Genomic DNA, 14,581 nt, shown 5'->3' with positions numbered 1-14,581 from the left:
AGTAACAAAAACTAATTTTTAAAAAAATGTTAAAAAGGTTAATAACAGGGGGAAATAATTTATGAAAACAAAAGTTCAATTATTTGGGATGAAAGTAGTTCTTTTTGCAGCAACTGTAGTGTTTTTAATTGATCCAGTATGGCCGTAAGTTAACGTTACAAGAATGTGTTATTGGTTGATTATGTATAACAAATGATATTGAAATTGTTGAAGTATGAAATAGGGGGAAAGAAGTTGAATATCTTATTGGTTTCTAATTTTGAAGGAGGATTTCAGCCCAACACAATTGCAACAGCTGCTACACCACTAGTTAAAGCGGGCTTTGATGTAGAAATCCTAGATACATATGTAGAAGGTTTAGTTGAAGAGAAATTTAAAGACAAACAATTGGTTGCTATTTCTGTTCCATTATTTGATGCTGTTACAGCAGGGATTGAAGTGGCAAAAAAAGTAGCTGAGATAAATCCTGATGCTCATATTACATTCTTTGGGCAACATGCAACTATAAATGCAAATCGACTTGCGGGTCGTTACAGTGATTCTTGTATAAGTGGGGAATGGGAACATCCTCTAACTTTGTTAGCTAAACATTTATCAGGAGAAACTCAAGAGAGCCTACCTGGAGTTTTAAGTGCAGAACAAGCAATTAAAGGAGAATCAGTTCATCCATATATGGCACGCAATCATCTAGATATTCCTTCAAGACATTTACTTCCAGCATTACATAAATATCCACAAAAACAAATCAATCGTTTACTTGGATCTGATCAAGTGGTTGGATCTACTGAAATTGCAAGAGGGTGTCATCATAAATGTTTATACTGCTCAGTATTTGCCGCTTATGATGGAAAAGTTATTTTAGTTCCAGAAGAAATTGTTTTGCAAGATGTTCGAAACTTAGTAGAGGGCGGCATGACGCATTTAACTTTTATTGATGCCGATTTCTTTAATGCTAAATATCATGGCATTAAGATTTTAAGAAAGCTACACGAAGAATTTCCAGAATTAACTTACGATTTCACAACTCGTGTAGATCACATTCTTGAGAACAAGAAGACACTTGCTGAAATGAAAGAACTAGGAGTTAAATTTATTACTTCAGCTCTAGAATTCCCTTCAGAAGAGGTTTTAGATGCGGTAGCAAAAGATACTTCTGTCGCTGATATTGAACAAGGAATTGCATATTTAAGAGAAATAGATATTAAATTAAATCCTACTTTTATTATGTTCAATCCTTGGACAACTTTTGAGGATTTAACAACATTTAGATCATTTGTAGAAGACAATGAGTTAGGAAATATTATTGATCCAATTCAATATGAAACAAGACTTTATCTATATAAAGGATCTCCGTTATTGCATAAACAATCTATTCAAGACTTAGAGTTAACAGAATATGAGTTCCATTACGACTGGAAACATCCAGATTCAAAGATTGACGAGTTATATTTTGAAATGTTGACTCCACCGGAGGAAGGAATCTTTAAAAGATGTTGTTTAAAATGTTAGTGAGATGTGAACTTGTATGAGAGATAAATCAGTCGTGAGTTCTTATGTTACCACTGTCAAATTAGACTCTTTTCGTGAAATTGCGTATTCAAAAGAATTAAAAAGGAAATTATTAGCTGAATTTATCGGAACATTCACACTAGTTTTCGCGGGAACGGGCGCAATTATTGTTAATTCTATAACTCAAAGTTTAACGCACATAGGTGTAGCAATCACTTTCGGGTTAGTAGTTCTTGCATTAATCTATTCGTTTGGTCATATATCAGGTGCTCATTTTAACCCTGCTGTGACAATTGCGTTATTATCGGCTAAAGAAATTTCTAGAAGAGAAGCTATCCTATATATTTTAATTCAAATGTTTGGTGCTTCATTCGCTAGCTTATTTTTACTTTCCATATTTGGGGATATTGCGAATTTGGGTGCAACATTGCCAAGTCAATCCTGGACACAAAGTTTCATTCTTGAATTTGTATTAACATTTATATTAATGATGGTTATTTTTACTTCAGCTACACATGGAAAGGCAACAAAATCCTTTGCTGGGGTTGCCATAGGTTCAACTGTAGCACTTGAAGCAATGTTTGGTGGACCAATTAGCGGTGCATCAATGAATCCAGCAAGATCTTTTGGACCAGCTTTAATCTCTGGTACGTTTGAGTACTTATGGATATACCTAGTTGCAACAACGTTAGGAGCGTTATTAGCAGCAATAGTCTATAAATTTATACATGAACAATAAAAAATAGGGGGAACGATAAATGTCTACAGCAAGACTTGTTTTATTAGGAGGATTTTTAGGAGCAGGTAAGACTACGACTATGATTAAATCAGCGTTAAAGTTAGAAAAAGAAGGTTATAGAGTTGCAATTGTAACAAATGACCAAGGGAAAGAGTTAATCGATACTGAATTAGCTCGTGCAAATGGATTAGAGTCTAAAGAGGTGACAGGAGGCTGCTTTTGCTGTCAATTCGATGACTTATACAATAACTTAAACACTTTAATGAAAGAAAAACAACCAGATGTAATTATTGCAGAGGCTGTTGGAAGCTGTACGGATCTTGCTGCCACTGTTATTCAACCGTTAAAACAGTATTATGCAGATAAGTTTAAGACAGCTCCATTAACTATTGTAGTAGAGCCAGCAAGGTTGCTACATGAGCTTAATCTTGATGAAAATACGAAACCGTTTTTCTCTCAATCAGTTAGTTATATTTTTGAAAAGCAATTAGCTGAAGCTGATATTATTGCTTTAAATAAAGTGGACCGCTATTCTGAAGAGGAGATTGCTAAACTGAAAGCATATTTACAACAGAGGTACCCGCAAACTATCATTCAAACTTTTTCTGCTGAAAGAGGAGATAACTTAGAAGCTTTAACTCATACATGGCTGACGACTGATTTAGGCGGAGATAAAGTTTTAGATATTGATTATGAACTGTATGCTGAGGGTGAAGCGCAGTTAGCTTGGATGAATATTTTAGGAGATATCAAAGCAGAGCAAGATATAAACCCTCGTGAATGGGCTGAAAAATTGTTGGATAATCTTAATAAGCACTTTATCCGTGAAAAAATGGCTATCGCTCATTTAAAAGTACATGTAGGATTTGAAGGTGGATATGTAAAAGCTAGTATGGTTCAAACAGGTGATGCACCTACATTTACAGTTGAAAATGTAAAAGAAGGAAAAGAATTTAGAATCGTATTAAATATTCGTATTGAGGCAACTCCTGCTATCCTTAACTTAGTTGTAGCAGATTCTATCGGTGCTATTAATAAAGAGTTAGGTAGTAATTGGAGTGAAACATACAATGAATGTTTTAGTCCATTACCACCTAAGCCAGTACATCGTTTATATGAGACAGTTTAAGGGGGATATGACTATGAATAAAAATGATTTAATAGAGATTTTTCCTAGCGTTGTTACTAACCAAACTGACTGTTGTGACAGTGATAATAATTCAGAAGAGGGTTGCTGTGAAGAGAGTAATCAATTTTTTGAAGAAAGCTTAGAATTAAAGGAACAATTAAAAGAACACTTCGATAAAATGGTTAATGTTCATTTGTATAACTACGAATTGTCAATGGATCGCGTATTAGCTCAAAAGAAATTAAGTCAGTTAATCCAAGAGCGTGGCTTTGGGAACATTAGTGAAGATTCTGTATTGCGTTACGTTACACCGGCGGTAGTGGTGAATGGAACATTAGTGAGTTTTGCTACAAAGCCTCAAATGGAATCTGTTTTGAAAGTTTTGAATAAATAATTATCTTAAGGTCCTTAGCATATTGACTAAGGGCCTTAAAACGTAGTAATAATATTTCAAAGCAAAATAGTAGAAGGGATGAAAGTTATGGAGTATAGTATTGTTCAGCTAACAGAAAAGGATTGGCCTCAGGTTAGTGATATTTACTTAAAGGGTATTTCAACTAAAACAGCTACTTTTGAGACACAATGTCCGGATTGGTATAAATGGAAAATGAACCGTGATCTTAAGACATGTATTGTAGCTAAAGTAAATCAAATTATTATTGGATGGGCTTCTGTTAGTAAAATATCATCAAGATGTGCATATGTGGGTGTAGGAGAAACGAGTGTATATGTTCATCCAAACTATATAGGGAATAATGTTGGATTCAGATTACTCAAAGAGCTTGTAGATTTATCAGAGGAAAATAATTATTGGACATTGCAGGCAAATATTTTTGCGGAAAATATTTCAAGCATTAAAATCCATGAAAAGAATGGATTTAGAATTGTAGGGATAAGAGAGAAAATAGGGCAGGTGAATGGAATTTGGAAAGATAACATTTTGATGGAGAGAAGAAGTGTTAAGATAGGTCGTTAAATAAATGAAATAAGGTGATTATATGATTATTAATAATGGAAGCCAGCTTAGTGTCGAATACTTTAAATCCTATTTTAGATTAGTTATGAATTCGCAGCAGTGTACTCTTATTGAGGCCAAGGAGATCATTTTTAATAGGATCTTTAGAGGAGATCATACTGCATATGGGAATTATACATTTCAAAACTTCGAGCATGCATATAAAGAAATAAGTGAGATTGATGAATTGATTACAAAATAAGAGAAACCTCATATTTTTCTTTATAGGTGTTGTTTAAATAAAACATTTGCATTCAATCTCTAGAAGCAATAATTTTTTCTGGAAATCAGTTATATTACTTGAAACATATAAGTAATTAGTTATATACTTATATCGAATTCAGTCATGATTTTATATTTATTTTGAATAACTGCATAAGGATTTATTTTTTTACCTAACATATAAGTGTATGCTTATATAATTATTTGAAAGGAGGGATTGCGATGCAACAAACAGTTGTAGAGTTAGCTCAAGTATCAGGTGTTTTGAAGCTACTTGGAGATAAAACAAGACTAACAACCATTGCAATTTTAAATGAGCGTAAATGTTGTGTATGTGAACTTCAAGTAGTATTTGATATGAGCCAACCATCTATAAGCCAACATCTTCGAAAATTAAAAGATATTGGATTATTAAAGGAAGAACGGCAGGGACAATGGATTTACTATTCTTTAAATGAGGAAAGTAGTTTTTATCCAATTATTAAAGATATTTTGCAACATGTACCTGATCAGAAAGAAAACATTCAACAAATTGAAAAGTGTAATCCAACCCTTCGATGTAAATGTTAGTGTGACAATAGGAAAGGGAAGTGAGAAGAATGAGCAACACGGGGAAAAAGCGACTGTCATTTCTAGATAGGTATTTAACTCTTTGGATTTTCCTTGCAATGGCTATTGGAATTGGAGTTGGATATCTATCCCCTGGTTTTGTTGAGGGAATGAATAGCTTACAGGTAGGAACTACTTCTATTCCACTTGCCATTGGATTAATTTTAATGATGTATCCTCCACTCGCGAAAGTTCGCTACGAAGAGATGGGGCGAGTTTTTAAAGATGTAAAAGTATTAGTATTATCGTTGGTACAAAACTGGATTATTGGTCCTGTTCTGATGTTTGCTTTAGCTGTTATATTCTTACCGGATAAACCAGAATATATGGTGGGCTTAATTATGATAGGTTTGGCTCGTTGTATAGCGATGGTAATCGTTTGGAATGACTTAGCAAAAGGTGATACAGAATATGCGGCAGGATTAGTAGCATTTAACTCTGTATTCCAAATGTTATTTTTCTCAGTATATGCTTATGTATTTGTAACAGTTATTCCAGAATGGTTAGGAATTGAAGGTGCTGTTGTAGATATAACAATGGCTGAGGTTGCAAAATCAGTGTTTATATATTTAGGAATTCCATTCATCGCAGGAATGCTAACACGCTTAATCTTTGTAAAAACGAAAGGACGAGAATGGTATGAAAAAGTATTCATTCCAAAGATTAGTCCAATTACTTTAATCGCATTACTATTTACAATCATTGTGATGTTCTCTCTAAAAGGAGAAGTGATTGTTAGCGTACCATTTGATGTTGTACGTATTGCAATTCCATTACTCATTTACTTTGTAATCATGTTCTTTGTGTCTTTCTTTATGGGCAAAAAAATCGGTGCAAGTTACGGGGTGTCAACAACATTAGCGTTTACAGCTGGAAGTAATAACTTTGAATTAGCGATTGCAGTAGCTGTAGGTGTATTTGGAATTCAGTCAGGTGCAGCCTTTGCGGCAGTTATCGGACCTTTAGTTGAAGTTCCAGTTATGATAGCTCTTGTAAATGTAGCACTTTGGTTCCAGCGTAAATACTTTCAAACACAATAAAAATAAACAATCATAATAAAGGTGGAATTATCATGGAAAACAAAAAAACAATTTACTTCTTATGCACAGGAAACTCATGTCGTAGCCAAATGGCAGAAGCTTGGGGTAAAAAATACTTAGGTGACAAATGGAATGTACTTTCTGCTGGTATTGAGGCACACGGAGTAAATCCGAATGCAATTAAAGCAATGAAAGAAATAGACATTGATATTACGGATCAAACATCTGATATCATTGACCGTGACATTTTAGACAAAGCAGATTTAGTTGTAACACTTTGTGGTCACGCAAATGATGTATGTCCGACAACACCACCTCATGTAAAACGAGTTCACTGGGGATTTGATGATCCAGCGGGGCAAGAATGGTCTGTATTCCAAAGAGTTCGTGATGAAATTGGCGCACGCATTAAAAAGTATGCTGAAACAGGAGAATAATTGAAAACAAAATAGGCCGAGAATTTTTTCTCGGCTTTTTTATAAAGAAGGGGAGAAATCAGAGATGAAAAAGATTGAAATTTTTGATCCTGCAATGTGTTGTTCTACTGGAGTTTGCGGTCCAAGTGTTGATCCAGAGTTAATTCGTATTTCAGTTGCTGTTAACAACTTGAAGAATAAAGGAATTGATGTGACTCGTTATAATTTGGCAAGTGAACCAGATGCATTTGCCAATAATGTTGTTATCAGTCAACTATTAACAGATAAAGGACCAGACGTGTTGCCTGTAACTTTGGTAGATGGAAAAGTAGTAAAAGAAAAAAGTCACCTGACAAATGAAGAACTTACACAATTAACAGATATAACAGTAGAAGAGTTGAGTCAAAAGCCAGTCGTACGTTTAAAGTTAAACGTGAAAAAATAGAGAAAGAAGTGAAAGGCAATGACAAACTTATATAACCCAAACACAATAGTATTCACACCATTTTTGTTCTTTACTGGTAAAGGCGGAGTAGGAAAAACATCTACTGCATGTGCAACAGCTATTACGTTAGCTGATATGGGGAAACAAGTTTTATTAATAAGCACTGACCCAGCTTCTAATTTACAAGATGTGTTCGAAATAGAACTTACGAATAAACCGAAAGAAATTCCAAGTGTTCCAAATCTACAAGTAGCAAACTTAGATCCTGAAACAGCAGCTCATGAATATAAAGAACGTGTTGTTGGTCCATATCGTGGAAAGCTCCCTGATGCTGTTATTGCAACGATGGAAGAGCAATTATCTGGTGCTTGCACAGTAGAAATGGCTGCATTTGATGAATTCTCTACGTTACTTACAAATAAAGAATTAACATCAAAATTCGATCACATTATATTTGATACAGCACCAACAGGTCATACGTTACGTCTTCTTCAACTTCCTACGGCTTGGAGTGGTTTCTTGGAAGAAAGTACTCATGGGGCTTCTTGTTTAGGACCATTAGCAGGACTTGGTGATAAAAAAGAGTTATATAATCAAACGGTCCAGGCACTATCTAATCCGAACCAAACGATGTTATTGCTTGTTACACGACCAGATAGTTCTCCATTACAAGAAGCAGAACGAGCAGCTCATGAATTAAAAGAAATTGGTGTAAGTAATCAGTTTCTACTTGTAAATGGGATTTTGAAAGACTATATGCAAAATGATAATATCTCAAATGCATTGTTTAAGAGACAATCACGCGCGTTAGAAAACATGGCAGAAGAATTAAAAAATCTTCCTACTTATGAAATTCCATTAGTACCGTTTAATGTTACTGGGATAGAGAATATGAGAAAACTAGTTCAACCAATGGAAAATCTCTCGATTTCGGATGAAGAAACAAATACTGTCTCTATTCCTTCACTTCAGACATTGATTACTAATCTTTCAGAATCGGGAAAACGAGTAATTTTTACAATGGGAAAAGGTGGTGTCGGAAAGACTACGGTAGCTTCAGCAATTGCAGTAGGTCTGGCGGAAAAAGGACACCATGTACACCTAACTACAACTGATCCCGCAGCGCATATTGATTATGTCATGCATGGAGAACAAGGAAACATTACGATAAGTCGAATTGATCCAAAAGTAGAAGTTGAAAACTATCGTAAGGAAGTCATAGAGCAAGCAAAAGATACAGTTGATGAAGAAGGTTTAGCGTATCTCGAAGAGGACTTACGTTCTCCTTGTACGGAAGAAATTGCAGTCTTTCGTGCTTTGGCCGATATTGTTGAAAGAGCTAATGATGAAATTGTAGTAATTGATACAGCACCAACAGGTCATACATTATTGTTACTAGATGCAGCACAAACGTATCATAAGGAAATTGCACGTTCTACGGGTGAAGTACCACAGTCTGTGAAAAACTTATTACCACGTTTGCGTAATCCAGAAGAAACAAGCGTTGTAATTGTAACACTTGCAGAAGCAACACCAGTTCATGAAGCAAGCCGACTACAAGAAGACTTAAAACGTGCGGATATTACTCCGAAATGGTGGGTTATCAATCAAAGTTTTTACGCAACACATACAAGTGACTTTGTGTTAAGAGGAAGAGCACAGTCCGAAATACAGTGGATTCAAGAAGTGCAAAAGGAATCACAAAATAACTGTGTTATTATCCCTTGGCAATCGGAAGATATTGTAGGATATGAGAAACTTAAAGAGTTAGTAAAATAAAACATTTTAATTAGTTACTGTGAAGGGGAGAAATAATAATGAATATTACAGATAAAGCAAAAGAGTTTATTGAAAATGCCATGAAAGAAAACGGTGTTTCAACATTACGTTTTACATTTGAGGGTGCTGGATGCTGTGGCCCTAGTTACGGTATTAATTTAGGGGAAGCAGAAGAAAGTGATATCACAGAAACAGTAAATGGTGTTCAAGTTGCCATGGATCCAAAGATCGTTGAAATTGTAAATACATTGACACTAGACTATGTAGAAGATCAACAAGGCGCAGGTCTTGTTATCAGTGGCGGATCTAATTGCTGCTAATTAATAATTGAGGGAGACTACCAAACATGACTAACTATCACGAACTCGTAAAAGGAAAAGTATATATTGGTGGAGTAGACGCTATACAAGACGCAGTAAACAAGCACGGGATCACAGAGGTGTTTGATTTACGTGATGGTGGAGAAGAACCAGAAGGGTTTCCGGCTGGAACTAAACGTCATGTTTATCCAATCGTAGAAGGTGTAGAAGGGCAAGATGAATCAGTAAGAAATGCAATTGCAGCTGTCAAAGAAGCTGTTGAACAAGATAAGAAAGTATTTTTCCATTGTTCCGGTGGACGTAATCGTACAGGTACAGTTGCAACTGGATTATTAGTAGAATTAGGGCATGCATCTAACGTAGAAGAAGCGGAACAAAAAGCAAAAGAAATCCGTTCAAGTATTAATGTCAAATCAGAAATGAAACAAGTATTGAAACGTTTATATGTATAATTCATCTAAGTCTCAAAAACATTAATGTTTTTGAGACTTTATTATTTTATGGATATTATTTTGAAATGAAGTCCTCATCATTCTTATGGATTTGAAAATATGGGACAATTAAATAGAAATTCTGTAAAATTAAAATCGTATATCATAGCTTTATAACTATTAAAATGGGGAGGAATTCTTATGTATGTGAGGGTACGAGAACTTCTTACAGCAGAAGAACAAAAGCGTTATTAAAAGCCTTACATTAGTTTAATTATGTAAGGCTTTTGTATTTTATAGATTCAAATTTAGTAACTTTATTAATCCTTTATAAATGCAAAGATTATATAGTGCTTGTGCTAGGATAAGTGAACTTGATGCAGATACACATTTTTATGTAATGAGTTCTGGAACTCGTAAAGAAAAAAGAGATGATATATATTTTTCGAAAAGCGTTTGAAACCTTGAAAAGATTCTTATTTATATCCACAGATATAAAAAGCATAAAGTGAACATAATTAATTTACAACACAAGTTAGATTTAGGAATTTTCGTTTTTTTAAGAATAATAGTAAATAAAAAAGAGAAACAAAAGAAAATAATTGAAATATTTTCTTTTGTTTCTTGTTATATTTTTTGGTTGGATAATTTTTCTTCTAACTCTTTAATAAGTTGTGAGGGATTAATTTTTAAGGCTTTAGATAGTGCAAATACTGTGTTTATTGTCGGTTTTCTTTTTCCTCTTTCTAAAAGGCTAATATAGGTCCGGTCTAATTCAGAGTTAAACGCTAATTCTTCTTGGCTCATTTTTGAGTTAAGACGATATTCCTGCAAGACAGTACCAAAAGTTTGTTCAATACTCAAGAAACCACTCTCCCAATCTTTATACAATAATTGTGGGAGAGTGATTTCTTTAACTCTACAGACTATAGTCTGCAAGAAAGAAGACTATTGTCTGTAGAGTTAAAGAAAAATAGTATAGAGGTTAGTGTTAAATTAGTTAGTATGGAAAAGAATAGAGTCCCTTTAATAATGAATCAGAGTAAATATACAAATTAAGGTAGTGTTACAAGTATATTTTTTAACTCCTAATCATGCAGACTATAGTCACAACGAAACTTCTAGTCTATAATGTTATAGTGTGATATTAAAATTAAAGAAGGATGATAATTTAAGTATGGACGGCATCAAGAATAGCATAAGGTTACCTGCAACATTAAAAGAGTATTTATTAACAAGTAATAGAATGGAATCATTATTATGTGAAGAAATTTTATTGGATATTGAGGAAATTTACATTCTTTATAAATCACTTTATGAATTTGATGAATCGGATTTTAGTTTAAATGTGATTAAATCTATTGATAGGTGTAGAGATAGGACGGGATTTTACTTTTATCTAAAGAAAGTATTGGATAGGGAATTAGAAACAATGTCTAAGGGTAATGTGGAACAAAATAATAGTGGTATTGTAATATCAAAGAACTTAATTGATGAACAATTCAAGATGGTTACTAAAGGTTATATCGATTCAATTAACCAAATATACCATGGAGAAGCCAAAATAGATTTAAAATATGCTTATAAAAAATTAGGGAAATTAGAAATACTACATACTCTTTTGGAAGATGAATATTTAAAAGATTTACTGTCTTCGGGGTATAAAATACTAGAAAATTATGAAGAGAAATTAAAGTAATCTAAACTAATCAAAATAGGAAGAGAAGGTATAGGTTAATTTCTACACAAGAACAATGTGTAGAAATTAAGAGAATGTTTTTATATCGGTACTGCTTAATTATTACATATATAATTTAGTACGGAGATTGAATCGAGTTGTATTAATCGGTAGATTGACAAAGGAGCCAGAATTATACTACACAAAGCAAGGCGTCGCGTATGCACGAGTATGTGTTGCGGTGAATAGAGGATTTCGAAATAGTTTAGGTGAACAACAAGTAGATTTTATTAATTGTGTGATAATATCTCCATAATCTCTAATGTACATAATTGTATTTTAAATCCCATCTATTAGCAGTATTAACGTTGAACTGAAATAGGTAGCTGTACAAAATTAATAACATGTACAAAAAGTATAGGTCATCATGATATATAATTGTACATAATAAAATAAACCTATATATAATAAATTAAAGATATTGCAATTAATATAATTTGTGATTTTATAAAAAATTGATAATTTATAAAAAATTTTGATAGAAATCATCTTTCTTCAATAGTTCATTAGAGGTACAGTGACTTTATATATTAAATATTAATAATAATTTAATTAAATGAAATGTTTAGATGTCTTTTTACCAAAAATCAAACAGAATTGTCTAGTTGGGTGTAGGGCATATCGACAACAAAACGTGAAGTTTGTACACTAAGCAAAATTTAGTATAAACCTACATTTATACTTAGAGTGAACGTTTTAAAAGTTAATCCAAGAATTAAATATGCTATTCCATAGTAGAATGATTTTAATTGAGCTTTATTCCAAACCAACATAATCAGTTCCGATGAAAATAAAAATAGTGAAAATTTATTTTTCATGGGGATAATTTAGAAGTATTACGCCATTTACAAAATAATTATAGTAATTCAGTAGATATGATTTACATTGAAATATTAATAGGTAATTTAATACAATGTAAAATTAGCAGAGAGTGCTTGAATTAAAGGTTTCAGAGCCTGTGCGGAATCTGAAGCCTTTTTATTTTGGTTTATATTTAGAGGAAGAGATGGTTTTATAATTTTTTTGCTAAAGGAGTATTTAAATTAGAATGGGGTGTTACTGTATAAAAACAATAGGATTTAAATATCAACTAATATCAACTAATATCAAAATATATTGTAAAACAGAGTGACTTAAGGGTATAATATGAGAGTTATTTTTTTAATAGCATTGGAGTGAAAACCATGAATGAAAAAATTAATGATAGCTACATCAACATAGATGACGCTGCAAAATATTTAGGTATAAAAACGGTTACTCTGCGTAATTGGATAAAAAATGAAAATTGTGATATTCCGGCTCATAAAGTCGGAAGAATGTGGAAGTTTAAGTGTTCTGAGCTTGATGAATGGATAAAAAGTGGCAAAAGTGCATTTTAGTTAAATGCAAGGGGAAGGAAAGTATAATCATGATTGAAAACATTTTATATAATGATGACTGCATAAAATCAATGAAAAAAATTGAAACAAATAAAATTGATTTGATAGTTACTGATCCACCATATAATCTTGGGAATTTTATGAGAAACCGAGATACAAATCTAAAAAAAATGAGGGAAAATTTTTTCGCTACTGCTGGATGGGATGATATGGAATTTGATGAGTGGAAAGATTCAATGGACTCTTTTTTTGAAGAATCAGCTAGAGTTATGAAAAAAGGCGGATCTATGATTGTTTTCATGGCAATAATCAAAGTTGAAACATTAATTAGTTTAGCGGAAAAACATGGATTCTATTATAAAACCACTGGGATATGGCATAAAACAAACCCAATGCCGAGAAATATGAATTTACATTTTGTGAATTCAACAGAAGCATGGGTTTATTTTACGTATAAAACAAGAACTGGCACGTTCAATAATGAAGGAGCCCTATTCCATGATTTTATTGAAACTTCTTTGACATCAAGCACCGAAAAGAAATACGGGAAACATCCAACTCAAAAACCAGAAAGTTTGATAAAACATTTCGTAGAGCTTCTTTCTAATGCCAATGATTGGGTTCTTGATCCGTTTATGGGTAGTGGCACAACAGGTGTGGTTACGAAAAGACTTAGTAGAAATTTCATTGGTGTTGAATTGGATCAAGAATATTTTAATATTGCACAAAGCAGAATTGAGGAGATTGAGTAATGAAACCCACAGTAATTGATTTATTTGCGGGTGTTGGTGGGTTATCACTTGGTTTTGAACAAGAAGGTTTTGAGGTTGTATTAGCAAATGAATATGACGAATCAATAGCCAATGCATATAAAAAAAATCATAGAAACACTAAAATGATAGTCGGTGACATAGCGGAATTAGATATAAAAAATGTTTTTTGTCCATACGTTGGAAAAATAGATGTGATAATTGGTGGTCCACCATGTCAAGGGTTTTCTCAAAAAGGACAGCGAAAAACTATTAATGATGACAGAAATTTTCTCTTTAAGTATTTTGTCTCGGTTGTTGGATTGATTAAACCGATGTATTTCGTTATGGAAAACGTTCCTAACTTGCTGACGGCTGAAAAAGGCTACTTTAAAAAGGAAATATATGACTTGTTTAAGTCTTTGGGATATTCGCTAAGTTCAGGTGTTTTGAATGCTGCAGATTTTGGAGTGCCACAAAATCGTAAAAGGGCCGTTATTATTGGAAAAAGAGGACTCGCCCCAGCAGAATTCCCAAAACCAAAAAATGAAAAAAACACCATTTGGGATGCGATTAGCGACCTCGCCTTTCTAGAATCAGGTGAGGGAAATGAGGTGCAGGATTATAGAAAAGCTGCAGAAAGCTTCTATCAACAAGTGATGAGAAAAAAAAGTACGCAATTATATAATCATGTTGCAACTAATCATTCTAAAGTAGCTCTTGAAAGATTGAAGTTAATCCCACCGAATGCCGGAAGAGAGGTATTACCCAAAGAACATCTGACTAAATCCATATATAGTGGAACATGGACTCGAATGAGAAAAGATGAAGTATCTGTAACGGTAACAACTCGTTTTGATACGCCGTCGTCTGGTAAATTTACTCATCCATTTCTAAATCGTGCAATTACGGTAAGAGAAGCCGCACGAATTCAATCATTTCCGGATGACTTCAGATTCTTTGGTACGAAAACTTCTCAAATGAAGCAGGTTGGAAATGCTGTACCACCAATGCTCGCAAACGCTATAGCGAAGACAATATTAAATGACATGAGGAGATAA

Annotated in this window: 17 protein-coding genes and 1 pseudogene; 17 read left to right on the top strand and 1 reads right to left on the bottom strand. The window is 33.3% G+C overall.

The annotated features are described in order from the left end of the window. Positions 1-234 precede the first annotated feature (234 nt). The 12 genes from arsL (at position 235) to QCI47_RS17185 (ending at position 9,675) form a co-directional block, all read left to right on the top strand. Positions 235-1,509, top strand: a complete 1,275-nt coding sequence (arsL, locus tag QCI47_RS17240; protein ID WP_001023735.1) for an arsinothricin biosynthesis radical SAM protein ArsL — start codon at positions 235-237, stop codon at positions 1,507-1,509. 16 nt (positions 1,510-1,525) lie between these two features. Then, positions 1,526-2,248, top strand: coding sequence for an MIP/aquaporin family protein (locus QCI47_RS17235; protein ID WP_080349388.1), 723 nt, complete (start codon positions 1,526-1,528; stop codon positions 2,246-2,248). A 19-nt stretch (positions 2,249-2,267) separates the two neighbouring features. Then, entirely contained in the window at positions 2,268-3,377 is a 1,110-nt protein-coding gene (locus QCI47_RS17230) for a GTP-binding protein (RefSeq protein ID WP_000100984.1), read from the top strand. Between the two features lie 13 nt (positions 3,378-3,390). Then, entirely contained in the window at positions 3,391-3,771 is a 381-nt protein-coding gene (gene vcpD / locus QCI47_RS17225; RefSeq protein ID WP_048556854.1) for an ArsD-related vicinal cysteine protein VcpD, read from the top strand. An 87-nt stretch (positions 3,772-3,858) separates the two neighbouring features. Continuing rightward, positions 3,859-4,353: a GNAT family N-acetyltransferase gene (locus QCI47_RS17220; protein WP_048556853.1), complete on the top strand. Its 495-nt coding sequence runs from the start codon at positions 3,859-3,861 to the stop codon at positions 4,351-4,353. 483 nt (positions 4,354-4,836) lie between these two features. Continuing rightward, positions 4,837-5,184 carry an ArsR/SmtB family transcription factor gene (locus QCI47_RS17215; RefSeq protein WP_001188007.1) on the top strand — a complete coding sequence of 116 codons (348 nt, stop codon included), beginning with the start codon at positions 4,837-4,839 and terminating at the stop codon, positions 5,182-5,184. A gap of 29 nt (positions 5,185-5,213) precedes the next feature. Further along, positions 5,214-6,263: an ACR3 family arsenite efflux transporter gene (arsB, locus tag QCI47_RS17210; RefSeq protein WP_000072353.1), complete on the top strand. Its 1,050-nt coding sequence runs from the start codon at positions 5,214-5,216 to the stop codon at positions 6,261-6,263. A 32-nt stretch (positions 6,264-6,295) separates the two neighbouring features. Next, complete coding sequence (gene arsC / locus QCI47_RS17205) at positions 6,296-6,700, top strand: arsenate reductase (thioredoxin) (RefSeq protein ID WP_048556851.1); 405 nt, start codon at positions 6,296-6,298, stop codon at positions 6,698-6,700. A gap of 64 nt (positions 6,701-6,764) precedes the next feature. Beyond that, positions 6,765-7,124, top strand: coding sequence for an arsenite efflux transporter metallochaperone ArsD (arsD, locus tag QCI47_RS17200; protein ID WP_000717836.1), 360 nt, complete (start codon positions 6,765-6,767; stop codon positions 7,122-7,124). A gap of 18 nt (positions 7,125-7,142) precedes the next feature. Next, entirely contained in the window at positions 7,143-8,903 is a 1,761-nt protein-coding gene (arsA, locus tag QCI47_RS17195) for an arsenical pump-driving ATPase (protein WP_048556850.1), read from the top strand. A 38-nt stretch (positions 8,904-8,941) separates the two neighbouring features. After that, the gene (locus tag QCI47_RS17190; RefSeq protein WP_048556849.1) at positions 8,942-9,223 is read left to right on the top strand and encodes a HesB/IscA family protein; all 282 of its coding nucleotides are present in this window, start codon (positions 8,942-8,944) and stop codon (positions 9,221-9,223) included. Positions 9,224-9,249: 26 nt separating this feature from the next. Next, positions 9,250-9,675: a protein-tyrosine phosphatase family protein gene (locus QCI47_RS17185; protein ID WP_353811889.1), complete on the top strand. Its 426-nt coding sequence runs from the start codon at positions 9,250-9,252 to the stop codon at positions 9,673-9,675. A 606-nt stretch (positions 9,676-10,281) separates the two neighbouring features. On the opposite strand, the gene QCI47_RS17180 is transcribed toward QCI47_RS17185, so the two are convergent. Beyond that, a complete protein-coding gene (locus tag QCI47_RS17180) occupies positions 10,282-10,518 on the bottom strand; it encodes a helix-turn-helix domain-containing protein (RefSeq protein ID WP_000021281.1) in 237 nt (78 codons plus the stop codon). A 313-nt stretch (positions 10,519-10,831) separates the two neighbouring features. Here QCI47_RS17180 and QCI47_RS17175 point away from each other — a divergent pair, with 313 nt between their 5' ends. From QCI47_RS17175 to QCI47_RS17155, 5 genes and pseudogenes are all read left to right on the top strand, one after another. Further along, complete coding sequence (locus QCI47_RS17175) at positions 10,832-11,353, top strand: hypothetical protein (protein WP_353811888.1); 522 nt, start codon at positions 10,832-10,834, stop codon at positions 11,351-11,353. 127 nt (positions 11,354-11,480) lie between these two features. After that, positions 11,481-11,636, top strand: a pseudogene (locus tag QCI47_RS17170) (single-stranded DNA-binding protein); the annotation flags it as partial. Positions 11,637-12,576: 940 nt separating this feature from the next. Then, positions 12,577-12,771, top strand: a complete 195-nt coding sequence (locus QCI47_RS17165) for a helix-turn-helix domain-containing protein (protein ID WP_001992799.1) — start codon at positions 12,577-12,579, stop codon at positions 12,769-12,771. A 29-nt stretch (positions 12,772-12,800) separates the two neighbouring features. Then, the gene (locus QCI47_RS17160) at positions 12,801-13,523 is read left to right on the top strand and encodes a DNA-methyltransferase (protein ID WP_001992829.1); all 723 of its coding nucleotides are present in this window, start codon (positions 12,801-12,803) and stop codon (positions 13,521-13,523) included. Beyond that, positions 13,523-14,581, top strand: coding sequence for a DNA cytosine methyltransferase (locus QCI47_RS17155; protein WP_001992801.1), 1,059 nt, complete (start codon positions 13,523-13,525; stop codon positions 14,579-14,581). The genes QCI47_RS17160 and QCI47_RS17155 overlap by 1 nt, the downstream gene beginning before the upstream one ends.

The organism is Bacillus cereus group sp. RP29, assembly GCF_040459765.1.
In the GTDB taxonomy this organism is placed as follows: Bacteria; Bacillota; Bacilli; order Bacillales; family Bacillaceae_G; genus Bacillus_A; species Bacillus_A paranthracis.
The sequence above is the reverse complement of the archived record's forward strand: the minus strand, read 5'-3'. Positions and strand labels throughout refer to the sequence as shown.

Bases quoted from the DNA above. Each gene is read 5' to 3' on its own strand.
- QCI47_RS17220 (WP_048556853.1), top strand. From the start codon at position 3,859: ATGGAGTATAGTATTGTTCAGCTAACAGAAAAGGATTGGCCTCAGGTT.
- arsC (WP_048556851.1), top strand. From the start codon at position 6,296: ATGGAAAACAAAAAAACAATTTACTTCTTATGCACAGGAAACTCATGT.
- vcpD (WP_048556854.1), top strand. From the start codon at position 3,391: ATGAATAAAAATGATTTAATAGAGATTTTTCCTAGCGTTGTTACTAAC.
- arsA (WP_048556850.1), top strand. From the start codon at position 7,143: ATGACAAACTTATATAACCCAAACACAATAGTATTCACACCATTTTTG.
- arsB (WP_000072353.1), top strand. From the start codon at position 5,214: ATGAGCAACACGGGGAAAAAGCGACTGTCATTTCTAGATAGGTATTTA.
- QCI47_RS17175 (WP_353811888.1), top strand. From the start codon at position 10,832: ATGGACGGCATCAAGAATAGCATAAGGTTACCTGCAACATTAAAAGAG.
- QCI47_RS17190 (WP_048556849.1), top strand. From the start codon at position 8,942: ATGAATATTACAGATAAAGCAAAAGAGTTTATTGAAAATGCCATGAAA.
- QCI47_RS17155 (WP_001992801.1), top strand. From the start codon at position 13,523: ATGAAACCCACAGTAATTGATTTATTTGCGGGTGTTGGTGGGTTATCA.
- QCI47_RS17215 (WP_001188007.1), top strand. From the start codon at position 4,837: ATGCAACAAACAGTTGTAGAGTTAGCTCAAGTATCAGGTGTTTTGAAG.
- QCI47_RS17165 (WP_001992799.1), top strand. From the start codon at position 12,577: ATGAATGAAAAAATTAATGATAGCTACATCAACATAGATGACGCTGCA.
- QCI47_RS17185 (WP_353811889.1), top strand. From the start codon at position 9,250: ATGACTAACTATCACGAACTCGTAAAAGGAAAAGTATATATTGGTGGA.
- QCI47_RS17235 (WP_080349388.1), top strand. From the start codon at position 1,526: ATGAGAGATAAATCAGTCGTGAGTTCTTATGTTACCACTGTCAAATTA.
- QCI47_RS17160 (WP_001992829.1), top strand. From the start codon at position 12,801: ATGATTGAAAACATTTTATATAATGATGACTGCATAAAATCAATGAAA.
- arsD (WP_000717836.1), top strand. From the start codon at position 6,765: ATGAAAAAGATTGAAATTTTTGATCCTGCAATGTGTTGTTCTACTGGA.
- QCI47_RS17230 (WP_000100984.1), top strand. From the start codon at position 2,268: ATGTCTACAGCAAGACTTGTTTTATTAGGAGGATTTTTAGGAGCAGGT.